The sequence below is a fragment of the uncultured Bradyrhizobium sp. genome, from assembly GCF_936943645.1.
GTDB lineage: Bacteria > Pseudomonadota > Alphaproteobacteria > Rhizobiales > Xanthobacteraceae > Bradyrhizobium.
On the sequence record NZ_CAKZJO010000086.1, the window covers coordinates 90,755 to 115,113 of the forward strand.

The window sequence follows — 24,359 nt, forward strand, 5'->3', positions numbered from 1 at the left end:
TGGCGGTGTGTTAGCCGTTCCGGCTCCCAAACGAAAGTCTTGACCGAAAGTCCTGCAATTGCTCGATGTTCCCCAATTGACCGCCGAGGAGATCCAGGCGCGCGTGCTCCACCGCGACGGCTTGATGCTGATCATCGACAAGCCCTCGGGCCTTCCGGTGCATCGCGGTCCCAAGGGCGGGCCCAATCTGGAGGATTCCTTCCAGGCGCTGTGCTTCGGCCTGCCCCGGCCGCCGGTGCTGGCCCACCGGCTGGACAAGGACACCTCCGGCTGCCTCGTGCTCGGCCGCCATCGCAAGGCGACGGCCTCGCTCGGCCTGCTATTCAAGCACGGCAAGATCGGCAAGACCTACTGGACCGTGGTCGAGGGCGGCCCCGCTGAAGACGAAGGCACCATCGACATGCCGCTGGGACGGCTCAATGCCGAGCGCGGCTGGTGGCAGAAGCCCGACCCGGAAGGCCAGAAGGCGATCACCAACTGGAAAGTGATGGGCCGCGGCGACGGGTTCACCTGGCTTGCCATGGAACCGGTGACCGGGCGGACCCATCAATTGCGGGTGCATTCGTCGGCGACGGGCTGGCCGATCTTCGGCGATAACATTTACGGCAACGGCCCGCGCTTCGGCGAGCCGAAGCTGCATCTGCACGCCCGCGAGATCGTGGTGCCGATCTCCCGGAACAAGGAGCCGGTCCGCGTCGTGGCGCCCGCCCCGGTGCATATGCACGAGAAGCTGCGCGCCTGCGGGTGGAATGGGGAGTAGGCGCCGCGAGTTCGGTGCACCTCTCCCGCTCGCGGGAGAGGTCGGAGCGCGAAGCGATCCGGGTGAGGGCTCTTTCCCCTTGGAGACTGTCCCGTTGCGGAGACACCCTCTCCCCGCCCCTCTCCCGCAAGCGGGAGAGGGAGACCATCAGGCCCATGGTTTACGAAACGTTCAGTGCTCGTCCGTAATGATTGCGGTTGCTTAGAACAAGCTTCTGTAACCGCTCAGGACGAGCACGCGTCATGTCCACGGCCGGGCTATCGATCATCGACGAGGTCGAATCCGCGATTCGCACCGGCTCGCCGGAAAAGGGCCTGGCGACGGCCCGGCGCGTCACCAATCTGTTCCTCGCCTCCGCCGGCAGTTTCGACGACGAGCAGATCGCACTGTTCGACGAGGTGCTCGATCGCCTGATCGGCACCATCGAGCTGCGCGCACTCGCCGACATGGGCGCCCGCATCGCGCTCGCCGAGATCAGCGCGCAACTGGCGCCGGTCGCGCAGGCGCCGCCCTCCGTGATCCGCCGCCTCGCCAGCAACGACGAGATCCGCATCGCCGGTCCCGTGCTGCAGGAATCCGCCCGCCTCGACGATGGCGAGCTCGTGAAGATCGCCTCAACCAAGGGCGAGCCGCATCTGCTCGCGATCGCCGGCCGCTGGTGGTTGAAGGAGATCGTCACCGACGCACTTCTGGCGCGCCGCTATCCCAGCGTCAGCCGCAGGCTCGCCGCCAATCCCGGCGCGCGCGTCTCCGGAAACGGATTTTCCGTCATGGTCGCTCAGGCCGAGGCTGATCCCGAGCTTGCCGTGAGCGTCGGCGTCCGTGTCGACCTGCCTGCTGATATGCGCCGCCGATTGCTGCGCTCGGCGACAGATGCCGTGCGCACCCGCCTGTTGTCGCGCGCGCCGCCGCACCTATTCGAGGAGATTCAGAGCGCGATCGCCGCCGTCACCGTCGGTGTCGAGCGCGAGATGACGGGCGTTCGCGATTTCGAAGGCGCCAAGCGCGCCATCGCCGGCCTCAAGGCCACCGGCCAGCTCAGCGAGGCAACGCTCTCCAGCTTTGCCAAGCAGCGGCGCTACGAAGAAACTGCCGCGGCTCTGGCGGCCTTGTCCGGCTCCACCGTCGAGGTGATTCGGCCGCTGATGCAGAGCCTGCGCGAGGACGGCCTCCTGGTGCCGTGCAAGGCGGCGCAGCTCAGCTGGGAAACGACAGCCGCCGTGCTCGAATGCCGCTTTGCGACCGGCGCCATGAAGCTGGCAGACCTCGCAAGAGCGCAGGGGCATTACGCACGCATGACGCCGGAGAATGCCAAGCGCACGCTGCGATTCTGGCAGGTGCGGGCGTCGTAGGGGCGCCATCAGGGCGCAAGCGTACCCACACCCTCAGTGTCGTCCCTGCGCACGCAGGGACCCATAACCACAGGGTGACGCTTGGCGAAGATTCGCAGTTCGGTACTCCGACCATCCGTCATCAGATGAATCACGCGGTATGGGTCCCTGCGTGCGCAGGGACGACGTTGAGGATAGAGCCCGCGCATTATTCGCAGCCCTGCCTACGTCGTGAGCCGCTCGCCATCACAGCCGGCAATCATAAGCGGCACCACGCTGCCCACGCGCTCGCCCACAATCGCCACCGGCAGATAGTGCTCGGTGCGCCCCTGGCCTTCGCTCTCGATCAGCACCTCGCGCGTGGCGCCGATCTCGGCTTGCAGCCGCTGGCGCAACGCCGCCTCACCTGCCGCTCGCAGCCGCTTCGCGCGCTGCTTGATCGCACCGCCAGCGACCTGCGGCATCTTTGCTGCCGGCGTGCCGGGGCGCGGCGAATAGGGGAAGACGTGCAGGAAGGTCAGGCCGCATTCCTCGACGAGATCGAGCGAGCGCGCGAACATCTCGTCCGTCTCGGTCGGGAAGCCCGCGATGATGTCGGCGCCGAAGACGATATCGGGACGCAGGCGACGCACCTGCTCGCAGAACGCGATCGCATCGCTTCGCGAATGCCGGCGCTTCATGCGCTTCAGGATCATGTCGTCGCCGGATTGCAGCGACAGATGCAGATGCGGCATCAGCCGCGCATCATCCGCGACGGCGTCGAGCAGATCGTCATCCGCCTCGATCGAATCGATCGATGAGATGCGCAGGCGCTTCAGCTCCGGCACGTGCCGCAGGATCTGCTTCGTCAGCATGCCGAGTTTCGGCGCACCGGGCAGGTCGGCGCCGTAGCTGGTGAGATCGACGCCGGTCAGCACGATCTCGGCGTGGCCGCGCTCGGCCAAGTTGCGCACCTGCTCGACCACCGCACCCATCGGCACCGAGCGCGAATTGCCGCGGCCGAACGGGATGATGCAGAAGGTGCAGCGATGGTCGCAGCCGTTCTGCACCTGCACGAACACGCGCGGCAGGCCGCTCGCATAGCCGTCGACGAGATGCGGTGCCATCTCCCTGACAGCCATGATGTCGCTGACGGCGATCTTCTCGCTGGCCCCGAAATCGAGAGCATCGCGCGTCGCGCGCCAGGCCTGGCTGCGCATCTTGTCGTCATTGCCGACGACGCGGTCGACCTCGGTCATGCCGGCGAACATCGCGGTCTGCGTCTGCGCCGCGCAGCCGGTGACGACGATACGCGCTGAGGGGCGCTCGCGCTTCAGTTTGCGAATCGATTGCCGCGCCTGCGCCACCGCCTCGTTGGTGACGGCGCAGCTGTTGATGACGATGGTGTCGTCGAGCCCCGCAGCTTCGGCTTTGCTGCGGATCACCTCGGCCTCGAAGGCGTTGAGGCGGCAGCCGAAGGTGACGATGTCGACGGCCATCAGGCGGCCGGCGCGAACAGCGCCGGATCGAACTTGCCCTCATATTCGAAGGTCGCCGTGCCCGTCATCAGTACGTGGTCGTCGCGCTCGCGCCATTCGATGCCGAGCTTGCCGCCGGGCAGCGTGATCTCGACCTTGCGCTCGGTCCGCTTCAGGCGAGCCGCAGCGACCGCCGTGGCGCAGGCGGCCGAGCCACAGGCCTTGGTCAGGCCGGCGCCGCGCTCCCAGGTGCGGATGGTGATGTGCTGGTCATCGACGATATGGGCGAGCGTGATGTTGGCACGCTCCGGGAAGATCGGATGGTTTTCGAGCAAGGGACCGAAACGCTCGAGATCGTAGGCGTTGACGTCATCGACCCAGAAGATCGCATGCGGATTGCCCATGCTGACCACGGAGGGCGAATGCAGGATCGGATTGTCGATCGGCCCGATCTGCAATTCGATGTAGCGGGTGTCGCGGAATTCTTCCGCCAGCGGGATGTCCTGCCAGCCGAACTTCGGCGTGCCCATGTCGACGGTGTAGAGATCGGGCGCCGGGCCCTGCCAGGCGTTGAGCAGGCCGGCCGCGGTCTCGAACGTCGCATTGGTCTGCCCGTTCTTTTCGAAGATGCGCCGCACCACGCAGCGCATGCCGTTGCCGCAGGCGCCGGCTTCCGAGCCGTCATTGTTGTAGATGCTGATGAAGGCCTCGGTGCCGTCGAGCCGCGGCCTCGAGAGCACCATGAGCTGGTCGTAAGCCACGCCGCCATTCGCGGATGCCACCGCACGGGCATCGTCCGGCGTCACCCGGCCCGCGGAATCACGCATGTCGACAACGACGATCTCGTTGCCGATGCCGTTCATCTTGGCAAATGCGTGATTGGCCAGCGCGCTCATGAAAATTCCCGAATTTCGCCTGTCTTATATGGCGATCCTTGCCGGCTTGGCCAGTGTTTTGCCGCCAGGCGCCAGCAAGCCCGCCAAGAGGCCTACCAAGAGTCCTGCCATGACGCATCTGTCATGGGACGAATTTGGCGCTCGCGTGTTAGAACGCGAAAGTTGGCGCGAAGCGGGATGCGCGGCCGGGCGCAGAGCGGATTGGACGTAGTGGTTAAGGCCTTGGCGACTAGGGCGCCTTGGTGATCAAGGCCTTGGGGAGAATAAAATGTTCAGGTTTCGTCGTCTCGCTTTGGCCGCGCTGATCCCGGCCGCGGCCTTGTCGCTTGGCCTGCCCGAGGTTCTGGCACAGAGCCCGAGCCCGACACCGGCCGCCTCGGCGAGTCCCGCGCCGGCCCCGTCCGCCTCCCCCTCTCCGGCAGCGAGTGCCTCGCCTGCGCCTGCAGCCACGCCCTCACCGGCGCCATCGCCTGCGGCCAGCGCTTCGCCGGCCCCGACAACGTCACCCTCGCCCGCCGCCAGCGCCTCGCCCAGCCCGACAGCGCCGCCGCCGGCCGCGGCCGCAACCCCTGCCCCGGTGCAGACCGCCGATCCGTTTGGCCTGGAGACCACGCTCGAGGCCAAGAAGGTCGTGATGGTCAAGGGCACCGCGAACTGGGACTCGGCCTTCGACACGCTGATCGACGCCTTCAAGGCGCTGAACACGCTGCTGGACAAGCAGGGCATCAAGCATGCCGGCAACGCGATGATCGTCTACACCTCGACGGACGACACCGGCTTCACCTTCCTGGCCGAGATCCCGGTCGAGCAGGATCCCAAGAACTTGTCCAAGGACATGAGCATCGGCAAATCGCCGGAAGGCAAGGTGCTGAAATTCGTCCATCGCGGCTCCTACGACAACATGGACAACACCTATGAGGCCATCACCAATCACCTCGACGACAAGAGGCTGGAGGCCAAGGACACCTTCATCGAGGAGTACCTCACCGATCCCCTGAAGACCGCTGAGGACAAGCTCGTGATCAACGTTTTCGTGCCGCTGAAGTGAGATCAATGAAAAAGCCTGCCGTACTTGCTGCTTCGCTCGCCGCCGTTCTTGCCGCTTCGCTGCCGGCAACCTCCGCAATCGCCGACGATGTTGTCTCCGCCATTTCGGTGAGCGGCGAAGCCACGATCTCCGCGGCGCCCGATCTCGCGCAGATCGATGCCGGCGTCGCCAATGACGCCAAGTCGGCGAAGGAAGCCTCCGATGCCAACAATGCCGCGATGGGCAAGGTGCTGCTGGCGCTGAAGGGCGCCGGTATTCCCGAGAAGGACTACCAGACCTCGCGCCTGTCGCTGCAGCCGCAATACGGCCAGAACAAATCCACCGGCGCATCCCCGGTGGTCGGCTTCCGCGCCAGCAACCGCGTCACCGTGAAGATCCGCGACGTGACCAAGGTCGCCGGCATCATCGACACACTGGTCAGCGCCGGCGCCAACGACATCGGCAACATCTCCTTCGAGGTGACGCAGGCCTCGAAACTGCTCGACGACGCGCGCGAGCAGGCGGTGGCCGATGCGCGCCGCAAGGCCGAGATCTACGCCAAGGCCACCGGCGTCACGTTGGGCGCGCCGCTGAGCGTGTCGGAAGGTGGCGCCCCCGTGCCGTTGTTCAAGGCGCGGATGGCAACGGCACCGATGGCTGCACCGGCGGCCGTCGCGCCGGGCGAGGAAACGCTGTCGGTGACTGTGAATGTGAGCTGGGCGATCAAGGCTGCGCAGTAAGGCGCAAGAGGCACAGCGTGTGCGGCAACCACAGCTGTCGTCCCGGACAAGCGCGCCCCAAGCGCGCGCAGATCCGGGACCCATAGCCACATCAAGTGGTTGTCGTGCGATGTCAGCAACTCCGAGTCGTGGTCAAACTCCTCCCTGTGGGTATGGATCCCGGATCTGTGCTCCGCCCTGGACAACGCTACGCGTTGCCAAGAGCTGCGCTTGTCCGGGACGACGAGCTGCGTGTGTGGCGACAGCGGAGCAAACCGCGCGCCGTCGGATCTCCACCACCTGCCTGATCAGTCGTTCGCGCCGATATCCGTCAGGAGGAATCCCGCCGGAGTCTTGGTAAAGACGAAGATGAGCTCGCCGCAGAAGACGAAGTAATTGTCGTTCTTCTCCTGATCGCGATCGTAGACGGCCTTGCCGCGCTGGATGCACGTGCGGTTTTTCGGCGTGAACGAGGTCCGATAGATCTTGGCGCCGAATTGCGCGGCGTCGCCAATTGCCTTGTCGTTCATGAACGGCAATTGTGTCATGGCGGCAACGGCGGCGGGATCGTTTGCCTTCAGCGCCGCGCGAAACTTCTCGAAGAAGCCGTCGAATTCCTTCTGCAGGGCAGGAGAAGCGACGGCGTCCTTCGCCTGGGCGACGGCCGGAGCAAGGTTCACCAGAGCGGTCGCAAGCACAATTCTCAGCAAAAATCCCACAGGCCGGCTCCATCCATCGATCAATCAAGGTCTTCCGACCGAAAGAAATCCATGGTGTTTTGTTGCGTCATGGGCTTTCTGGTTCAACGGCGCAGCGCCGCGCGCACGTGTCGCCATGAGAGCAAAGCGGACATTGCTTTGGTCGCATCACGCCGCCGGGCCTATGGGGACGCGACCTAAATCTCCACCACCTGCCCCGGCTTCATCGCCACGAACTTCTCCTGCGCAATCTTTGCCGCATCGAGCGCTTCGACCAGCGCTTTTGCCGGTGCATCGATGGCCTCGTCCGTCAGCTGGAACGTGCCGTGATGATGCCCGAGCGCGGCTTCCGCGCCGCAATCGGTCAGCGCCTTCACTGCATCTTCCGGATTCATGTGCTGGTCGCGCATGAACCAGCGCGGCTCGTAGGCGCCGATGGGAAGGATGGCGAGGCGCAGCTTGCCGTGCTTCTCGGCAACGCGGCGGAAATGCCGGCCGTCGCCATAGCCGGAATCGCAGACGACATAGATTTTGCCCGCGGGCGTCTCCAGGACAAAACTCGCCCACAGCGCCTTGTTGCGATCGAACATGCCACGCGCGCTCCAATGCCGCGTCGGCACCAGATGCACGGCGATCCCGCCGCCGAGCTCGACGCGATCGTGCCAGTCGAAGGTTTCCACCTTGATCGTGGAATCCGAGCTGCGCATCGTCACGTCGTTGCCGAGCGGGGTGACCACACGCGGCGCAAAATTCTTGGTAAGCCGCGACAAGGTCGCGATATCGAGATGATCGTAATGGCCGTGCGAGACCAGCACGACATCGATGTCAGGCAGCTTCTCGAACGCAATGCCGGGATCGTTGTGCCGCTTCGGCCCGGCAAAGCTGACGGGCGAGACCCGCTCCGACCAGACCGGATCGACCAGGATGTTGAGGCCGCCGGCCTGGATCAGCCAGCTGGCGTGGCCGACGAAGGAGAGCCGGACCTTGTCGCCCTCGACCCGCGCCGGCGGGGTGTCGGCATGGGGGCTGGGGGCCCAATCCGGCCATTTCGCGCGCTGCCGCTTGCCGCCGAACTGCCAGCGCAGCACCTCGCGCAACGACTTTGGCGGCACGCCGTCCGGATCGAAGAAGGTCAGGCCGTCGAAATGGTCGGAGCCGGGACCGTCATAGGTTTTCATGTAGGACATCCAGAGCGAGGGAACACCGACCAGCGCGCCGGCGCCGGCAAGCAGTCCGAAAACGCGGCGTCGGGTGATCGGCACGGGCAGGCTTCTAGGGGCAATTGGGGCGGTAAGACATCACCGCTATATGGGCGGCACCGCAGAAAAAGGAACCCGTGGCCGAAAATGTCGTATTTTCAGAGTGTTGCTTGGGCGGAGGGGCTCCGGCGCCCTAACTTTCCTTGACTTTTGGGTGGGAGCGGCGTTTAACCCCGCCACTTTCTCGGAAAGGCTTTCTTTTCGACCCGCCGACCGGCCCTCGAGACCGGAGGTCAACGCCCGACAGCGCTGTGCGCCCTCGGGCGTAAAGGTGTTTGGTTTTCTGCTCCCTCGCCCCGCTCTTGCGGGGAGAGGGTCGGGGTGAGGGGCTCTCTCCGCGTGTGATGCGCGTCGATGGTCCCGTACCCCCTCACCCGCCGCCAAGAGGGCGGCGACCTCTCCCCGCAGGCGGGGAGAGGTAAAGAAGGACAACGGCATTGTTCGACAATCTGTCGGAACGGCTTGGTGGCATTCTCGATCGTCTGACGGGGCGCGGTGCGCTGACCGAAAAGGACGTCGACGCCGCGATGCGCGAGGTGCGCCGCGCGCTGCTGGAGGCCGACGTCGCGCTCGAAGTCGTGCGCAGCTTCACCGAGCGCGTCCGCGAGCAGGCGATCGGCGCCACCGTCGTCAAGTCGGTCACCCCCGGCCAGATGGTGGTCAAGATCGTCCATGACGAGCTGGTCAACACGCTCGGCGCCGAAGGCCAGACCATCGACGTCAATTCCGTGCCGCCGGTGCCGATCATGATGGTCGGTCTGCAGGGCTCGGGCAAGACCACCACCACCGCAAAGCTCGCCCGCCGCCTGGTCCAGCGCGACAAGCGCAAGGTGCTGATGGCCTCGCTCGACGTCTATCGCCCGGCGGCGATGGAGCAGCTGGCCGTGCTCGGCCGCGACCTCGACATTCCCACGCTGCCGATCGTCGCCGGCCAGCAGCCGCCGCAAATCGCAAAACGCGCGCTGGAGGCCGGCAAGCTCGGCGGCTACGACATCGTGCTGCTCGACACCGCCGGCCGCACCACGCTCGACGAAGAGATGATGGCGGAAGCAGCTAGCATCAAAGCTGCGGCCAACCCGCATGAAGTGCTGCTGGTTGCGGACTCGCTCACCGGCCAGGATGCCGTGAACCTTGCGCGCGCGTTCGATCAGCGCGTCGGCCTCACCGGCATCGTGCTGACCCGCGTGGACGGCGACGGCCGCGGCGGCGCCGCGCTATCGATGCGCGCTGTCACCGGCAAGCCGATCAAGCTGATCGGCACCGGTGAAAAGACCGACGCGCTGGAAGATTTCCATCCTGATCGTATCGCCGGCCGCATCCTCGGCATGGGCGACGTGGTCTCGCTGGTCGAGCGCGCCGCCGCCAATATCGACGCCGAGAAGGCCGCGCGCACCGCCGAGCGCATGCGCAAGGGTCAGTTCGACCTCAACGACATGCGCGAGCAGCTGCTGCAGATGGCCAACATGGGCGGCATCAGCGGCCTGATGGGCATGATGCCCGGCATCTCCAAGATGAAGAACCAGATCGCGGCGGCCGGCATCGACGACAAGATCCTGAAGCGCCAGGTCGCGATCATCGATTCCATGACGCGCGACGAGCGCCGTCATCCCGACGTGCTGAAGGCCAGCCGCAAGAAGCGCATCGCGGCAGGCAGCGGCCAGAGCGTCGAGCACGTCAACAAGCTGCTCAAGATGCACCGGAACATGGCCGACGTGATGAAGGCCATGGGCTCGGGCAAACGGGGCCCACTCGCCGGCATCGCGCAGGCCATGGGCTTTGGCGGCGGCATGAAGATGCCTTCGCCCGAAGAGATGAAGGCGATGCAGGAAAAGATGCAGGCCGGCGGCGGTGGCCTTCCGAACCTGCCGAAGGATCTGCCGCCCGGACTTCGCACCGGCCTGCCAAACCTTCCGGGACTGACCGGGCTGAGCGGCAAGCCGACGCTGCCGGGCCTCGGCGGTTTCCCGGGCAAGAAGAAATGAGGAATTCGTCGCGGCGGGATCGCACCGGTCTCACGTGACGCGGAATACCAATCAACCGAACAAAACGTACTTTGCAAACCACACTTTCAAGGAGAACTAGATGTCCGTCGTTATCCGCCTCGCCCGCGCAGGCACCAAGAAGCGTCCCGTCTATCACGTCGTCGTCGCCGACTCGCGTTTCCCCCGCGATGGCCGCTTCATCGAGCGTCTCGGCTATTTCAACCCGCTGCTGCCGAAGGACAACGAGACCCGCCTGAAGCTCGACATGGACAAGGTGAAGGCCTGGCTCGCCAAGGGCGCGCAGCCCTCGGACCGCGTGTCGCGTTTCCTCGATGCCGCCGGCGTCAAGAAGCGCGAAGCGCGCAACAACCCCGAGAAGGCCGTGCCGCGCAAGGAGCGCAAGGCGCAGGCCGAAGCCGCTGCGAAGGGCTAAGGCTGGATCATGTCGGCGCTGGTCTGCGTCGCGCGGATCGGCGCCGCGCATGGTGTGCGCGGTGCGGTCAAGCTGTGGACCTTCACCGAAGATCCGTTTGCCATCAAACATTACGGTCCGTTGCTGTCCAAGGACGGCAAGCGCCAGTTCGAGGTGGCAACGGCGCGCGAGGCCAAGGATCATCTGGTCGCGACGTTCAAGGGCGTCACGACCCGCGATGAGGCCGAGCGCCTCAACGGCATCGAACTCTACGTCGCGCGCGACAAGCTGCCCGCGACGGATGAGGACGAATATTACCACACCGATCTGATCGGGCTCGACGCCGTCACCACGGACGGCGACGTGCTCGGCCGCGTGCTCGCGATCCACAATTTCGGCGCCGGCGACATCATCGAGATCGCCCCGCTGAAGGGACCGACGATGCTGCTGCCGTTCTCCAACGCGGTCGTGCCCGAGGTCGATCTCAAGGGCGGCCGCGTCGTGGTCGCGCTGCCGCAGGAGATTGAGGGCGAGGACAAAGATAACGAACCCTCCCCGAGTCGTCCCCGCGAACGCGGGGACCCATAACCACAAGCCATGGTTTTTTGGCTAATCTGATCGCTCCAGCCGTCGCAAAACTTGCCGCGATGGTTATGGATCCGGGATCTGCGCGCGCTTAAGGCGCGCTTGTCCGGGATGACGAGAACTGAGATCCGATGACTAACCCTGTCCCCTGGCGCGCGACGGTGCTGACGCTGTTTCCGGAGATGTTTCCGGGGCCGCTGGGCGTGAGCCTTGCCGGACGGGCACTGGCCAGTGGGATCTGGCAGATCGAGGCCCGCGACATCCGGGCCTCCGCCACCGACCGCCATCGCAGCGTGGACGACACCCCGGCCGGCGGCGGGCCGGGCATGGTGCTGCGGGCGGACGTGCTGGCGGCGGCCATCGATGCCGCGGAGGTCGAGCAGAACCGGCCGCGCCTGCTGATGAGCCCCCGGGGTCGGCCATTGACCCAGGCCCGGGTTCAGGAGCTCGCCGGGGCCCCCGGGCCCCTGATCGTCTGTGGGCGGTTCGAGGGGATCGACCAGCGGGTGATCGACGGGCGAGGCCTCGAGGAGGTCTCGATCGGCGATTACGTGCTTTCAGGAGGCGAAATCGCCGCGATGGCCCTGATCGACGCCTGCGTCCGGCTGCTGCCGGGCGTGATGGGCAAGGAAGCCTCGGGAACCGAGGAGAGCTTCTCCGACGGCCTTCTGGAGTACCCCCAATACACCCGCCCGCAGCTGTTCGAGGGGGTTCCGATCCCTGACATCCTGACCTCCGGCGATCACGCCAAGGTCGCCAGCTGGCGGCAGGCGCAGTCCGAGGCCCTCACAGAGGCCCGGCGGCCCGATTTATGGGCCAAGATCCCGCCCAAGATCTCGAACAAGCCGGCGAATCGGGCCGGGCGCCAAAAAACGCCAAAAAACAAGACAGACGGGTGACAAACGCTCCGGCTTGCCTTATAGGAGCGGCCAAATCCGCAATGGCTGGATAGACGAATTTTGCGCAGCCCCCCGTTTCCAGGGCTGGGCGCGCCGATGGAGATTTACCCATGAACCTGATCCAACAGCTCGAAAAAGAGCAATTCGACAAGCTGTCCGCCACCAAGGACATTCCGGAGTTCGGACCGGGCGACACCGTGATCGTCAACGTGAAGGTCGTCGAAGGCGACCGCACCCGCGTGCAGGCCTATGAAGGCGTTTGCATCGGCCGTTCCGGCGCTGGCCTCAACGAGAGCTTCACTGTGCGCAAGATCTCCTACGGCGAAGGCGTGGAGCGCGTGTTCCCGGTGATGTCGCCGATGATCGACTCGATCAAGGTGGTGCGCCGCGGCAAGGTGCGTCGCGCCAAGCTCTATTACCTCCGCAGCCTCCGCGGCAAGTCGGCCCGCATCGTCGAGAAGCAGGACCGTCAGGCCGCCGTCGGCGAGTAAGCTTCGCCCCACCAGGCAAGTCTTCGAAAGCGCGGGGCTCGGCTCCGCGCTTTTTTGTTGCGTCAGCCGTGCGCGTCAAACCACTCGCGCTTCCAATTCGGCCTGCTATATATTCCTGGAATGTTTCCAGATCTGACCAGCTTTGTATCCCCCCAGCGCGTCGTCATCGACGATCGCTCGCGGCTGCCCGGCCGGTTCTTCGGACGCTTCGCGACCTCGGCAACGTCAGAGCTTATTCGCGCAGCCTAAAAGCTGCGCTGACGATTTTGTTGCCCGCGCGCTCGCCGCGCACATCCGCTTACAAAACATTCCTTCGGAGCTTAAGCTCATGTCCAAGCCCACCACCCTGTACGACAAGATCTGGAACGACCATCTGGTGCACGAAGCCGAGGACGGCACCTGCCTGCTCTACATCGATCGCCATCTGGTGCACGAGGTGACCTCGCCGCAGGCATTCGAAGGCCTGCGCGCGACGGGGCGCAAGGTCCATGCGCCCGAGAAGACGCTGGCGGTCGTCGACCACAACGTGCCGACCACCGACCGCACCAAGCCGAATCCCGACCCCGAGAGCATCGAGCAGATCAAGGCGCTGGCGGAGAACGCCAAGGAATTCGGCATCGAATATTACAACGAGTTCGACAAGCGCCAGGGCGTCGTCCACGTCATCGGTCCCGAGCAGGGTTTCACGCTGCCCGGCACCACCATCGTCTGTGGTGACAGCCATACCTCGACGCATGGCGCGTTCGGCGCGCTCGCCCACGGCATCGGCACCAGCGAGGTCGAGCACGTGCTGGCGACGCAGACGCTGATCCAGAAGAAGGCCAAGAACATGCGCGTCACCGTCGACGGCAAGCTGCCGGATGGCGTGACGGGCAAGGACATCATCCTGGCCATCATCGGCGAGATCGGCACCGCCGGCGGCACCGGCTACGTGCTGGAATATGCGGGCGATGCGATCAGCGCGCTCTCGATGGAAGGCCGCATGACGGTCTGCAACATGTCGATCGAAGGCGGCGCCCGCGCCGGCCTCGTTGCGCCCGACCAGAAGGCGTTCGACTTCCTGCGCGGTCGCCCCAAGGCGCCGAAGGGTGCCGACTGGGATGCGGCCATGCGCTACTGGGAAAAGCTGCGCTCCGACGACGGCGCGCATTTCGACAACGAGCTGCGCCTCGACGCTGCCAAGCTGCCGCCGATCGTGACCTGGGGCACCAGCCCGGAGGACGTGATCTCGGTGACCGGATTCGTGCCGGATCCCGACCAGATCGCGGACGAAGCCAAGCGCATCTCCAAGCATCGCGCACTGAAGTACATGGGCCTGACCGCGGGCACCAAGATCACCGACATCAAGGTCGACCGCATCTTCATCGGCTCCTGCACCAACGGCCGCATCGAGGACCTGCGCGCGGCTGCGAAGATCGCAGAGGGCAAGCACGTCTCGGGGCACGTCAGCGCCATGGTCGTGCCGGGCTCCGGCATCGTGAAGGAGCAGGCAGAGGCTGAAGGTCTGGACAAGATCTTCATCAAGGCCGGCTTCGAATGGCGCGAGCCGGGCTGCTCGATGTGCCTTGCGATGAACCCGGACAAGCTGGCTCCGGAAGAGCGCTGCGCCTCGACCTCGAACCGCAACTTCGAGGGCCGCCAGGGCTTCAAGGGCCGCACGCACCTCGTCTCTCCGGCGATGGCAGCGGCCGCCGCGATCGCGGGTCACTTCGTCGACGTCCGGGACTGGCGCTAAGCCTGTTCCTCCAATTTGAGCGATCGCGGCAAACCGCCGTTAAACGATCGCCTGACACTCTCGTCCTCGCGAGGTTTTCGCGAGGACGCGCCATGGCCAACAAGCCGGAATATGTCGACCTGATTGGCGAAGCGACGCGGCAGCACCGCCGGCGCGCGGCACCCTTGCGCATCGTCGCCAAGCCCGAGGTCGAGGAGACCTCCAAGCTCAGCCGCTGGCCGCCCGCGATGTTCAAGCAGTGGAAGCTGGACAATCTGATGCGGTGGAAAGCTTCGTCGTGGAAGCTGAAGGATTGGCTGTAGGCCACCCCTCCGTCATGGCCGGGCTCGTCCCGGCCATCCACGTTCTTAGGCACGCATAAAAGGTCGTGGATGCCCGGGCCTTCGCCGCGCCGAAGGGGCTTCGGCCCCGCAGGCGGGACAAGCCCGGGCATGACGCGTGCGGATCGAGCGGAAACTCACATCACCAATAGTAGCGATACGGATGGTGCCAGCGATGCCAGCGGCAGACGCGGCGCGGGCCGTAATAGGTCCAGATGACCCGACAGCGGCGCGGATAGTGGTAATAGGGATAATAGCCGCCGTAATAGTAGCGCCGGTGAAAGTGGCGATGGCCGTAGTGAGGCCGATAGATCCCATAGCGATGAAATCCGCCGTAGCGATGAAATCCGCCATAGCGGTGAACGCCGCCATAGCGATAGCCGCCACCATGGAAGGCCGGCGCAGCGCGGAAGCCGCCGATACGCGCGCCATGGAACCCACCACCACCACCGCGGAAGCCGCCGATATGTCCACCGCCCCCGCGGAAGCCACCGCCCCCGTGAAAATGTCCGCCACCGCCATGTCCGCCGCCGCCGTGACGAACCTGCGTGACGAGATCGTCACTCGCGGCCTTCGTCGCGGGTGACGTCGCCGGATTGATCAAGGTCAGCGCCTCAGCACGGCGCGCGGTCCCCGCCGTCAGCATCAGCGTCGCGGCTGCCGCAATCCCGAGCAGGCGCATCGGGCCGACTTTGAAACCCAAACTCCTCAGCATGGAATCCTCCCAGAATCTGGACAGCGGAGTTGCGATGCTCGTTCCCGGCTCGCGTCATCCCTGTTCAATTGCAGTCGCTCCCGGGATTAAATTGCGGACAGCGATGTGAACGCGCCATGAATGAACGGGCCGGTAATTGCGATGCGACGCGGTGCCGCGACAGGAGGACGCTTTGAGATGACCGTCTACGCGATTGCACAATTGAAGATGACGAACCGCGCCGCCTATGACCGCTACCAGGCGCGGTTCTTCGACGTGTTCAGGAAGTACAATGGACGACTGCTCGCCGCCGACGAGCGTCCGCGTGTGCTCGAAGGAACATGGCCGCACGAAAAGCTCGTCATGATGTCGTTTCCGGACGAGGCCGCGTTCCTCGCCTTCTCGACGTCACCCGACTACGAGGAGATTTCGCGCGACCGCAAGGCCGGCGCGCAGGCAACCGTGCTGCTGGTGAAGGGATTCACGCCCACGGGCTAGTCACCAGAACGGCCCGTAGCCGAACACGAAGGGTGCGGGCACTCGGTATGGATAAGGACGGTAGTGGACGGGCCGCGCGTAATAGCGGGGATCGCGGCGCACCGCAGGCCGCACGACATGGGCTCGCGGGGGTCGTCGCGCATCGAAGATTGCGATCCCTGCCGAGGCCTCCGGAACCGTCGCCCCTGGTGCGGCGGACGCGCAAGGCAGGCCCGCGACCAGCGCGACGGCAACGGCCCATGCAAACCATCTCGCCATCATCACCCCTCGAGGCTGCCGCCGGCACCGAATCGGCGCTAGCCAGGACGCCAGTAGCAGCTCACGCGCGGCACGATCACGGTGCCGCTCGGCCGAAATTCCTGGACATAGGTCGCGTTGCATTCGCGGACGGCATTGGGGCCCGGGTTGTAGCGCGGGTAGACGCCATCAGGTGCGTAATAGGGCGTGACGCGCAGGCGCGCTGGGTGCCGCTTGCGCGGCGGCGGGACGTCGTCCGGCGAGGCTGCCTGCGCCAGCCTGACGCCGGGTGCGGCGGTCTGGGCCTCGGCACCGACGCAAAATTGCGAAAACAACCCCATGCACAGTAGCGTCAGCGCTGTTCTTGCTCGCATTTTTTCGCCCACCTGAAACGTCCCAGTCGCGGCCCACGCTCCCCGTTTTGGCGGCGCCCGTCAACCTCGCCGCGCTTATAAAGCCGGATGCATCGCCAAGGAACCCGCGCTAAGAGGAACGCATGTGGACGGAATTGAAAGCGCCCTCGCTGGCCGAGATGGAAACGACGGCGCATGAGATCTTCGAGGCCCTGCCGGCGGAATTTCGTGGGCTTTGCGAGGGCGTGATCATCCGCGTCGACGACTTCCCGACCGAGGAGGTCCTGGACGAGATGGAATGCGAGAGCGAGTTCGACCTGCTCGGCCTGTTCCAGGGCGTCGGTCTGCCCCAGCAGAGCCTTGGCGACGTCGCACGGCTGCCGAACATGGTCTGGCTCTACCGCCGGCCGATCCTGGATTACTGGGCCGAGCACGACGAGAGCCTCGGCCACATCGTCCGCCACGTCCTGATCCACGAGATCGGTCACCATTTCGGCCTCTCGGACGACGACATGGAGGCGATCGAGGCTCAGGCGGAGTCCGACGCGGACTGATCAAGGCGTGGTGCAGAGAGAAGCATCGTCAGCCGATAGTCGGACCAGCCCGCGAGTGACAGCGACACCTGCTGAAAGTGCAACAGCCCCATCGCCGGATGATCGAACGCGCGTTCGCCGCCTTCGCGCGCCAGAACACCCTGCGTGTCCCAGCACCGTTCGAAGTCCGGGCTTTGGATTCTCAGCTCCTCGACAAGCCGGCGAATCTCGGGATCGTCGGCGTAGGCCGTCACAGCGGCGCGGAACTCCGCGACGACGCGGCGGGCGCGCGAGGCCCAGTCGAGGATCAGGGTTCGCGCCTCGGGCCTGAGGAAGATGTAGCGCAGCAGATTCTTCTCGCCGTCCGCATCGAGCCATCCCGCAAACAGAAGCGACGCCTTCGCATTCCAGCGACGCGCGCGCCACGTGCGATCGAGGATGTAGGCGGGCCCGTCGATCGCGTCGACGCAGGCCAGGATCTCTTCAGGCGGATCATCGCTGGCGCCGGGACGCTCGGGGTCGCGCTTGCCGGCAATCTCGAACAAATAGCTGCGCTCGGCCCGCGACAGCCGCAGTCCGCTGGCGAGGCGCGCAAGGGCTGACGCAGAGACGGACACATCCCGCCCCTGCTCGATCCAGGTGTACCAGGTGACGCTCAATCCGCAGAGTTGGGCGACCTCCTCGCGCCGGAGCCCCGGCGTGCGCCGTCGCGGTCCAGCGGCGAGGCCGAATTCTGCCGGAGACTGGCGCTCCCGGAGCGCACGCAAGAACGCGCTGAGCGAGAGCGCCGGCGCGATGACGTCTGCTGCCTTCATGGTAGTTTTTATACCAGCACAATATAGGTACTTAAACTGGTATCACTGCCATGCTACGTCCCTGCCCGACTTCGTCGCTGCGCAAGGACGCACGCACATGGGCAAGCAGTTCCCCGGGATCGAACCCGAGCACAGGGCTTTCATCGAGCGGCAGAAGATCTTCTTCGTCGCGAGCGCCCCGCCGAAGGGGCGCATCAACGTGTCGCCCAAGGGCCTGTCCTCATTCCGGGTGCTCGGAGACAATGATGTCGCCTACCTCGATTGCACCGGGAGCGGCAGCGAGACCCGCGCGCATCTGACCGCCTCCGACGACAAGCGGTTGACCATCATGTTCTGCGCCTTCGAGGGCCCGCCGGTGATCCTGCGTCTCTACGGCCAGGGGCGGTCGCTCATGCGCGGCACGCCCGAATACGCCGATCTCACCCCTGCCTTCGAGGACATGACCGGGGCACGCCAGATCGTGCGCCTCTCGGTCGAGCTCGTGCAGACGTCGTGCGGCATGGGCGTGCCGCTGTTCGACTACAAGCAGGAGCGTGGCAGCCTCATCCGCTACTGGACCAAGCAGGGTCTCGACAACTTACGAAAATACTGGGGCCTGAAGAACATGAAGAGCATCGACGGCCTGCCGACGGGCTTCGTCCCCGACAGCATGGCTCCGCAAAGGCCGACAGATCATGTCTGACAGACCACGATTGCCGAATCCGGCCTAGGATTCGTGCACCAACCGGGCTAAACAGCCCTCCCCTGACGACAAACCGGGAAGCCCACAATGGACAAGTTCACCACGCTGGAAGGCGTCGCGGCGCCGCTGAAGATCATCAATGTCGATACCGACATGATCATTCCGAAGCAGTACCTGAAGACCATCAAGCGGACCGGCCTTGGCAAGGGGCTCTTCTCCGAGCAGCGCTACAAGGACGACGGCAGCGAGAACCCGGATTTCGTCCTCAACCAGCCCGCCTATCGGGGCGCGAAGGTGCTGGTGGCCGGCGACAATTTCGGCTGCGGCTCGAGCCGCGAGCACGCGCCCTGGGCGCTGCTCGACTTCGGCATCCGCTGCGTGATCTCGACCTCGTTCGGCGACATCTTCTACAACAACTGCTTCAAGAACGGCATTCTGCCGATCCGCGTTGCCCAAGAAGACCTCGACAAGCTGTTCGACGACGCCGAGCGCGGCGCCAACGCGACGCTGACGATCGACCTGCCGAACCAGGAGATCCGCGGTCCCGATGGCGGCAAGGTCAAGTTCGAGATCGACCCGTTCCGCAAGCACTGCCTGATCAACGGCCTCGACGACATCGGCCTCACCATGGAGAAGAAGAGCTCGATCGACAGCTATGAGGACAAGCTCAAGCGCGAACGCGCCTGGGCTTGATCGCAGGTTCTCATTCGAGCCCCGGTGCTGTCGGCGCCGGGGCTTTTTCTTTGCTCCTGACATCCCGTATAGCTTGCCCATGCTGCCCGAGATCGTCACCTTCTGGCATGGCCCGATGGACGCGCTGCGCCAGACCTGTCTGCGCTCGCAGCTCGCTGCCGGCCACAAGGTCACGGTCTACAGCTTCGACCCCATTTCCGGCCTTCCTGCCGGCATCCAGAATGCGGAGGCGGAAGCAATCCTGCCCCACATCTTCTCCGAACGCCTGCGACCACCGCAGCCGGACGGGAGCTGGCGCGACTGGACCATTCTGCAGTTCAGTGACTTTTTCCGCATGAAGCTGATGGCGAAGAATCTCGGCCTTTGGCTCGATGCCGACGTGCTGCTCCTGAAGCCGATCGAGATCGACCCGGCAAAGCCCTACTTCGCCTGGGAGCGCCCGCGCCAGCTCGGCAATTCCGTGATCTACCTGCCGCCCGCGCACGGCATCGTCGCCGCCTTCGAAGAGCTGATGGAGCAGGAGGAGCTGACGCCGAACTGGCTGTCGGTGCGCCACCGCATCACCTTCATGATGCGGCGTCTGCGCGGCGGCTCGAACCGGCTCGCGGATATCCGCGTCGCGATCTACGGACCGGCGGCGCTCACCGCACTGGCGCGCCGCACCGGCGAGCTGGGATGCGCGCTGCCGAAACAGTCGTTCTACGCCGTGCATGCCGAGCCAAAGCTGTTCTTCGATCCCTCGAGCTATCTCGGCCTCGTCACCAATCCTGACATTATCGGCCTGCACATCTCGCCCAAGGGACGCGGCGGCGAAAAGCCGATTCCAGGCAGCCTGTATGCCTGGGCGACGGAGCGGTTTGCTTAAGCTTCCGCTCGTGTCCCGGACGCGGTGCAGCGTGTAACGCTGCTCCGCAGAGCCGGGACCCAGCAAGCCGCGAGATGGGTCCCGGCTCAGCGGCGCACCACTGCGTGCTGCGCCGCGTCCGGGGCACGAGACCTGTTTCCGGCCCCTCCCAGTTTGATCCAGCGCAACGCGCCTTTGCAACATTGTGCTTAATTCGCTCCAATTCCGCCGTCCGAAGGAGCTTTCCATGAGCACCGCAAGCAGGCCTTATCCCATCGTTCAGGACCTCATCGACTCCTTTGCGAGCTGGCTGAAGCATCGCCGTGAGATGAACGAGATGCGGCAGCTCGATCGCGCCGATTTCGACCGGATCGCGAGCGATTTGAGGATCGCGCCCGACGATCTGGAGGAGCTCGTCCGTCACGGCAAGCATTCCGCCGACGAATTGCCGATGATGCTGCAGCAGCTCGGGATCAGCGCCGAAGGCCTCGGCCGCGCGCAGCCGCTGCTGCTCCGCGACATGGAGCGGGTCTGCTCGCTCTGCAATCACAAGGGACAATGCGACCGCGATCTCGCCGACGGCACCGCCGCGGAGAACTATCACGGCTATTGCGCCAATGCCGCGACCCTGGAGTCGCTCGATCGCGCCGACGTCGCGCCGCGCTGAGGCGTATATCGTACGAGTTTACTTGCCGGCGACGAAATAGAAGTCCTGACGGCCGGAGACGGAGCCGTAGCTGAACGGCTTCTGCCTGCGGCCGGTTGCCTCCATGACGTCGTCGCGCACAAAATCGAACAGCCTGCGGACCTCGAGACCCGGCGTCGGAAGATTCCTGACGAAGGCGGTCGCGAACGGGCTGTTGATCCCGTCACCATCGAGCGCGGTCTCGCCGTCCTTGGCGGCGAAGACCACCAGCGTGCCTGCCTCCGGCTCCAGCGGTGCCAGGCCTCGCGACACCGAGCGCGACGCCACAGTCATGGTACGCTTCATTTGGGCCGCGAACGGATTGTCGCGGCAGGCATCGAGGATGACGAGGCGTAGCTTCCTGGCGCGCTCCGCCGCATTGAGAACCTGATCAACCGGCACGGCTTCAAAGCCGATCTCGCGATCCGCCGCGAGCTTGGCGTCCGTGGGAATGAGATAATTGACTCCGCCGATCTCCATGCCGTGTCCGGCGTAATACACGACGGCCCAATCGGCCGTCTCCGCACGGGCTGCGAACTCGCGCAAGGCATTCACCAACGCATCCTTGCGCAGATTGGTCAGCAGGGTGACGGCTTCGAAGCCGGTGAGTCTCAGCACGTCCGCGACGAGGCTGGCGTCGCGCACGGGGTTCGGCAGGGCGGCGACGTTCTCATAGGCCGAATTGCCGATGACGAGGGCGATGCGGCGTTCGCCGCTCGGCGCCTCGGACGCCGCGACGGCCGCAGCAGCGCCGGGCTTCTCGACCAATATCGTTGCCGGGCGCGGCAAAGGCAACGCGGCGAGTCGCTCCCGTGCCTTGTCCTGTGCCCATTTGGTCACGCCATGACCTAGCCCGAGCGTCGCACTGAAGTCGGCCCTCGCCTTGGCGACATCGCCGCGCTTCTCGTAGGCCAATCCGCGATTGACATAGGCGTTCGCATAGGTCGGATCCACGCGTATCGTTTCGGTGTAGTCGGCGATGGCCCGGTCGGTGTCGCCCTTCTTGCCGTAGGCGTTGCCGCGGTTGAAATACGCGTTCGCATTCATGGGCTGCAGCCGGATCGCTCCGGCATAATCGGCAATGGCGCGGTCCAGATCGCCCTTGTTGCTGTAGGCGTTGCCGCGATTGTAGTACGCGTTCGCATAGGCCGGATCGATCCGGATCGTCGCCGTGTAGTCCGCGATGGCCCGGCCCGTGTCGCCTTTGCTGCTGTAACCGTTGCCCCGGTTGTAGTAGGCGTCCGCGCGTGCCGGATCGAGCCGGATCGTCGCGGTGTAGTCGGCTATGGCGCGATCCGTATCGCCGTTGGCGGCATAGGCATTGCCACGATCGTAGTACGCATTCGCGTCCTTGGGATCTTGCCGAATGGCCTCGGAGGCGGCGGCAATGGCAGCGTTCGCCTCGCCTTTGAGGCGGTCACTGGCGGCCGCGGGCCCGATGAGAACAAGAAGTGCAAAGCAATGGAATAATTTGCGAAACATGCGACAGCCCACGCGCCGGATCGGGATGGGAAGCAGGATTGAAACTTCGCGAATTTACCGGAGCAGGCAGCCGGGCTGTGTGATCTAAATCACAGGGATGCACTCGCAGCACACCATCGGCGGCTGCGGCGCGCATCATGTCTGAAGCAAGTGGCCGCCTGATCAGGCACCGCTTGCCATCGCGGCAGCCTCCGCCGCGGCGCGCTGCATGCTGGTCGACATCTCGTTCGTCACGGTGCTCTGCTCTTCGATCGCGGCCGCGGTCGAGGTCACGTACTCGCTGACATTGTTGATGGCCTGCTTGATCGCGCCGAGAGCGCCGACGACGTCGCCAGAGATCTGATTGAGACTGCCAATCTCCTGGCCGATCTTGTCGGTCGCCTGCTTGGCTTGATTGGCAAGGCTCTTCACTTCGGAGGCGACCACGGCAAAGCCGCGGCCGGCTTCGCCGGCGCGAGCGGATTCGATCGTGGCGTTCAGCGCCAGCAGGTTGATCTGGCCGGTGATGCTGTTGATCATCTCGACGATGCCGCTCATGGCCTGTGCGGCGTCGGTGAGGCGTTGGGCCTGGGCGTCGGCGGAGGAGACCTGCTCCACCGCGCTCATTGCGGTCTCGCGGGATTTCGTCATCGCCTCGGAGATCTCCCGCACCGAGGCGTTGAGCTCTTCCGAGCCGGCGGCGACCGATTCCATCATGGCGCGGACCCGCTCGTTGCCCATGCGGACCAGCACCTGGCGGGTGGTGTCGGTGGCATATTTCACGACCTTGAACGGCCTGCCGTTAAGGTCGAAGATCGGATTGTAGGAGGCCTGGATGTAGATCTCCTTGCCGCCCTTGCCGATGCGCTTGTATTCGGCCGCCTGGTATTCGCCGCGATTGAGCGCTGCCCAGAACTCACGGTAGGCGTCACTGTCGCGCTCACCAGGCGCGACGAACATGCTGTGATGCTGGCCCTTGATCTCGGGCAGGGAATAGCCGACCGCGCCCAGGAAGTTGGCATTGGCGGTGATGATCGTGCCGTCCATGTTGAACTCGATCACCGCCTGGGCTTTGTCGATCGCGGCGATCTGGCCAGCGAGATCAGCGGTCTTCAGCTTCTGCGCGGTGACGTCGCTTGCGAACTTGACCACGCCGAAGGGTTTCCCCGTGTCGTCCAGAACGGGATTGTAGCTCGCCAGAATCCACACTTCCTTGCCGCCCTTGCCGATCCGCTTGAATTCGCCGGCCTGGTACTCACCGCGGTTGAGCTTCTCCCAGAACTCGCGATAAGCCGCGCCGTCACGGTCGGCCTGCGGCATGAACAGGCTGTGGTGCTTGCCCTCGATCTCGGCCAGCGAATAGCCGAGGGTCTTGCAGAAATTCTCGTTGGCGGTGACGACGGTGCCATCGAGCCTGAACTCGATCACGGCCTGGGCCCGGTTGATGGCGGCGAGCTTGGACGCATCGGCCATGCTGCGAAGCTTCTTCGCCGTGATCTCGGTCGCGAACTTGATGACCTTGACCGGCTTGCCATCGCTGCCGAGCACCGGATTGTAGGACGCTTCGATCCAGATCTCGCGGCCGCCATTCGCGACGCGCTTGAACTCACCCGCCTGAAACGCACCGCGGCGCAGCGTCGCCCAGAATGCTTGATAGTCCGCACTGTCACGCTGATCGGCCGACACGAACATGGAGTGGTGCTTGCCCTTGATCTGATCGAGATCGTAACCGAGCGTGTCCAGGAAATTCTTGTTGGCCTGGAGGATCGTGCCGTCCATGTTGAACTCGATCACGGCTTGCGAGCGACCGACGGCATCAATCTGTGCCTGCGCATCACCGAGAGACTTGCGACCAAACATTCTTTCTGCTCCGAAATTGATGTTCAGGCCGCAGCACAGGGCGAGCCGGCCTTCAGCATTCGTTGTCCTGCCGCGGACCGCGCGCTCGATGGCGCTCCGTGCGAATGAAGCAGATATCTAAATCGAATTATCAGAGTATTTGTCCGATCGCAGACACAATGGCCGCATTTTGCCAGCGCGATTAACCTCACAGCGACACACGACGACCTCGGCCGCGCCATCGGTCCCGAACTGCGAAGGGCAGGTTGAATTGACTATCGGTATTCGGCAAAATGCCGATCGCACCGCAGCGGATACGCAGCGCGCACGTCCGCACATGGCTGATCTGCGGGCAAAAAGAAGCGGTCGTTTACTTGCATCGCGCCCCGGCCACTTGTCGCAGTGGCAAGCAGGTTGCCGCTGCCGCCTGGCAACCGATCAGTCAGGTGCGGAC

26 protein-coding genes are annotated in these 24,359 nt (G+C 64.8%); 17 read left to right on the forward strand and 9 right to left on the reverse strand.

Annotated elements, in window-relative coordinates; genetic code table 11:
- The first annotated feature begins 58 nt into the window (after positions 1-58).
- Positions 59-760, forward strand: a complete 702-nt coding sequence (locus tag Q0743_RS25790) for an RluA family pseudouridine synthase (protein ID WP_298244293.1) — start codon at positions 59-61, stop codon at positions 758-760.
- A gap of 242 nt (positions 761-1,002) precedes the next feature.
- Positions 1,003-2,112: a DUF2336 domain-containing protein gene (locus tag Q0743_RS25795; RefSeq protein ID WP_298244294.1), complete on the forward strand. Its 1,110-nt coding sequence runs from the start codon at positions 1,003-1,005 to the stop codon at positions 2,110-2,112.
- Positions 2,113-2,315: 203 nt separating this feature from the next.
- Here Q0743_RS25795 and mtaB read toward each other — a convergent pair whose 3' ends face one another.
- Positions 2,316-3,569: a tRNA (N(6)-L-threonylcarbamoyladenosine(37)-C(2))-methylthiotransferase MtaB gene (gene mtaB / locus Q0743_RS25800; protein WP_298244295.1), complete on the reverse strand. Its 1,254-nt coding sequence runs from the start codon at positions 3,567-3,569 to the stop codon at positions 2,316-2,318.
- Positions 3,569-4,444, reverse strand: a complete 876-nt coding sequence (gene dapF, locus Q0743_RS25805; RefSeq protein ID WP_298244296.1) for a diaminopimelate epimerase — start codon at positions 4,442-4,444, stop codon at positions 3,569-3,571. Before dapF ends, mtaB begins: the two co-directional genes overlap by 1 nt.
- Positions 4,445-4,712: 268 nt before the next feature.
- On the opposite strand from dapF, the gene Q0743_RS25810 reads away from it, so the two are divergent.
- Positions 4,713-5,492, forward strand: a complete 780-nt coding sequence (locus Q0743_RS25810; protein ID WP_298244297.1) for a GyrI-like domain-containing protein — start codon at positions 4,713-4,715, stop codon at positions 5,490-5,492.
- A 5-nt stretch (positions 5,493-5,497) separates the two neighbouring features.
- Positions 5,498-6,211, forward strand: coding sequence for an SIMPL domain-containing protein (locus Q0743_RS25815; protein ID WP_298244298.1), 714 nt, complete (start codon positions 5,498-5,500; stop codon positions 6,209-6,211).
- Positions 6,212-6,498: 287 nt separating this feature from the next.
- On the opposite strand, the gene Q0743_RS25820 is transcribed toward Q0743_RS25815, so the two are convergent.
- Both Q0743_RS25820 and Q0743_RS25825 read right to left on the reverse strand, forming a co-directional pair.
- Positions 6,499-6,870, reverse strand: a complete 372-nt coding sequence (locus Q0743_RS25820) for a hypothetical protein (protein WP_298244299.1) — start codon at positions 6,868-6,870, stop codon at positions 6,499-6,501.
- A 215-nt stretch (positions 6,871-7,085) separates the two neighbouring features.
- Complete coding sequence (locus Q0743_RS25825) at positions 7,086-8,150, reverse strand: MBL fold metallo-hydrolase (protein ID WP_298244300.1); 1,065 nt, start codon at positions 8,148-8,150, stop codon at positions 7,086-7,088.
- 434 nt (positions 8,151-8,584) lie between these two features.
- Here Q0743_RS25825 and ffh point away from each other — a divergent pair, with 434 nt between their 5' ends.
- From ffh to Q0743_RS25860, 7 genes are all read left to right on the forward strand, one after another.
- On the forward strand, positions 8,585-10,129 hold the full coding sequence (ffh, locus tag Q0743_RS25830; RefSeq protein ID WP_298244301.1) for a signal recognition particle protein: 1,545 nt from the start codon (positions 8,585-8,587) through the stop codon (positions 10,127-10,129).
- A gap of 100 nt (positions 10,130-10,229) precedes the next feature.
- Positions 10,230-10,562 (forward strand): 30S ribosomal protein S16, encoded by a 333-nt coding sequence (gene rpsP, locus Q0743_RS25835; RefSeq protein WP_014438992.1) that lies wholly within the window; start codon positions 10,230-10,232, stop codon positions 10,560-10,562.
- Between the two features lie 9 nt (positions 10,563-10,571).
- Complete coding sequence (rimM, locus tag Q0743_RS25840) at positions 10,572-11,129, forward strand: ribosome maturation factor RimM (RefSeq protein WP_298244302.1); 558 nt, start codon at positions 10,572-10,574, stop codon at positions 11,127-11,129.
- A 128-nt stretch (positions 11,130-11,257) separates the two neighbouring features.
- The gene (trmD, locus tag Q0743_RS25845; RefSeq protein WP_298244303.1) at positions 11,258-12,025 is read left to right on the forward strand and encodes a tRNA (guanosine(37)-N1)-methyltransferase TrmD; all 768 of its coding nucleotides are present in this window, start codon (positions 11,258-11,260) and stop codon (positions 12,023-12,025) included.
- Positions 12,026-12,135: 110 nt separating this feature from the next.
- Positions 12,136-12,516, forward strand: a complete 381-nt coding sequence (rplS, locus tag Q0743_RS25850; protein WP_298244304.1) for a 50S ribosomal protein L19 — start codon at positions 12,136-12,138, stop codon at positions 12,514-12,516.
- Positions 12,517-12,844: 328 nt separating this feature from the next.
- Positions 12,845-14,251: a 3-isopropylmalate dehydratase large subunit gene (leuC, locus tag Q0743_RS25855; RefSeq protein WP_298244305.1), complete on the forward strand. Its 1,407-nt coding sequence runs from the start codon at positions 12,845-12,847 to the stop codon at positions 14,249-14,251.
- A gap of 92 nt (positions 14,252-14,343) precedes the next feature.
- Positions 14,344-14,553 carry a hypothetical protein gene (locus Q0743_RS25860; protein WP_063198504.1) on the forward strand — a complete coding sequence of 70 codons (210 nt, stop codon included), beginning with the start codon at positions 14,344-14,346 and terminating at the stop codon, positions 14,551-14,553.
- 160 nt (positions 14,554-14,713) lie between these two features.
- Here the strand turns inward: Q0743_RS25860 and Q0743_RS25865 are convergent, their stop codons facing one another.
- Positions 14,714-15,286 carry a hypothetical protein gene (locus Q0743_RS25865; protein ID WP_298244306.1) on the reverse strand — a complete coding sequence of 191 codons (573 nt, stop codon included), beginning with the start codon at positions 15,284-15,286 and terminating at the stop codon, positions 14,714-14,716.
- Between the two features lie 177 nt (positions 15,287-15,463).
- Between Q0743_RS25865 and Q0743_RS25870 the strand changes: the two genes are divergently transcribed.
- On the forward strand, positions 15,464-15,763 hold the full coding sequence (locus tag Q0743_RS25870) for a DUF1330 domain-containing protein (RefSeq protein WP_298244307.1): 300 nt from the start codon (positions 15,464-15,466) through the stop codon (positions 15,761-15,763).
- 296 nt (positions 15,764-16,059) lie between these two features.
- Here the strand turns inward: Q0743_RS25870 and Q0743_RS25880 are convergent, their stop codons facing one another.
- Complete coding sequence (locus Q0743_RS25880; RefSeq protein ID WP_298244343.1) at positions 16,060-16,341, reverse strand: hypothetical protein; 282 nt, start codon at positions 16,339-16,341, stop codon at positions 16,060-16,062.
- A 155-nt stretch (positions 16,342-16,496) separates the two neighbouring features.
- Here Q0743_RS25880 and Q0743_RS25885 point away from each other — a divergent pair, with 155 nt between their 5' ends.
- Positions 16,497-16,907: a metallopeptidase family protein gene (locus Q0743_RS25885; RefSeq protein WP_298244309.1), complete on the forward strand. Its 411-nt coding sequence runs from the start codon at positions 16,497-16,499 to the stop codon at positions 16,905-16,907.
- On the opposite strand, the gene Q0743_RS25890 is transcribed toward Q0743_RS25885, so the two are convergent.
- Positions 16,883-17,701 carry a helix-turn-helix transcriptional regulator gene (locus Q0743_RS25890; protein ID WP_298244310.1) on the reverse strand — a complete coding sequence of 273 codons (819 nt, stop codon included), beginning with the start codon at positions 17,699-17,701 and terminating at the stop codon, positions 16,883-16,885. The two genes, Q0743_RS25885 and Q0743_RS25890, sit on opposite strands and share 25 nt — an antisense overlap.
- 97 nt (positions 17,702-17,798) lie before the next feature.
- On the opposite strand from Q0743_RS25890, the gene Q0743_RS25895 reads away from it, so the two are divergent.
- The 4 genes from Q0743_RS25895 (at position 17,799) to Q0743_RS25910 (ending at position 20,587) form a co-directional block, all read left to right on the forward strand.
- Entirely contained in the window at positions 17,799-18,383 is a 585-nt protein-coding gene (locus Q0743_RS25895) for a pyridoxamine 5'-phosphate oxidase family protein (RefSeq protein WP_298244311.1), read from the forward strand.
- Between the two features lie 87 nt (positions 18,384-18,470).
- Positions 18,471-19,076 carry a 3-isopropylmalate dehydratase small subunit gene (gene leuD, locus Q0743_RS25900; RefSeq protein WP_298244312.1) on the forward strand — a complete coding sequence of 202 codons (606 nt, stop codon included), beginning with the start codon at positions 18,471-18,473 and terminating at the stop codon, positions 19,074-19,076.
- Between the two features lie 79 nt (positions 19,077-19,155).
- Positions 19,156-19,941 carry a hypothetical protein gene (locus Q0743_RS25905; protein WP_298244344.1) on the forward strand — a complete coding sequence of 262 codons (786 nt, stop codon included), beginning with the start codon at positions 19,156-19,158 and terminating at the stop codon, positions 19,939-19,941.
- A 226-nt stretch (positions 19,942-20,167) separates the two neighbouring features.
- The gene (locus tag Q0743_RS25910) at positions 20,168-20,587 is read left to right on the forward strand and encodes a hypothetical protein (protein ID WP_097660616.1); all 420 of its coding nucleotides are present in this window, start codon (positions 20,168-20,170) and stop codon (positions 20,585-20,587) included.
- A gap of 18 nt (positions 20,588-20,605) precedes the next feature.
- Here Q0743_RS25910 and Q0743_RS25915 read toward each other — a convergent pair whose 3' ends face one another.
- Positions 20,606-22,087, reverse strand: a complete 1,482-nt coding sequence (locus Q0743_RS25915; protein ID WP_298244313.1) for a tetratricopeptide repeat protein — start codon at positions 22,085-22,087, stop codon at positions 20,606-20,608.
- 162 nt (positions 22,088-22,249) lie between these two features.
- Positions 22,250-23,926, reverse strand: coding sequence for a PAS domain-containing methyl-accepting chemotaxis protein (locus Q0743_RS25920; protein ID WP_298244314.1), 1,677 nt, complete (start codon positions 23,924-23,926; stop codon positions 22,250-22,252).
- Positions 23,927-24,359 lie beyond the last annotated feature (433 nt).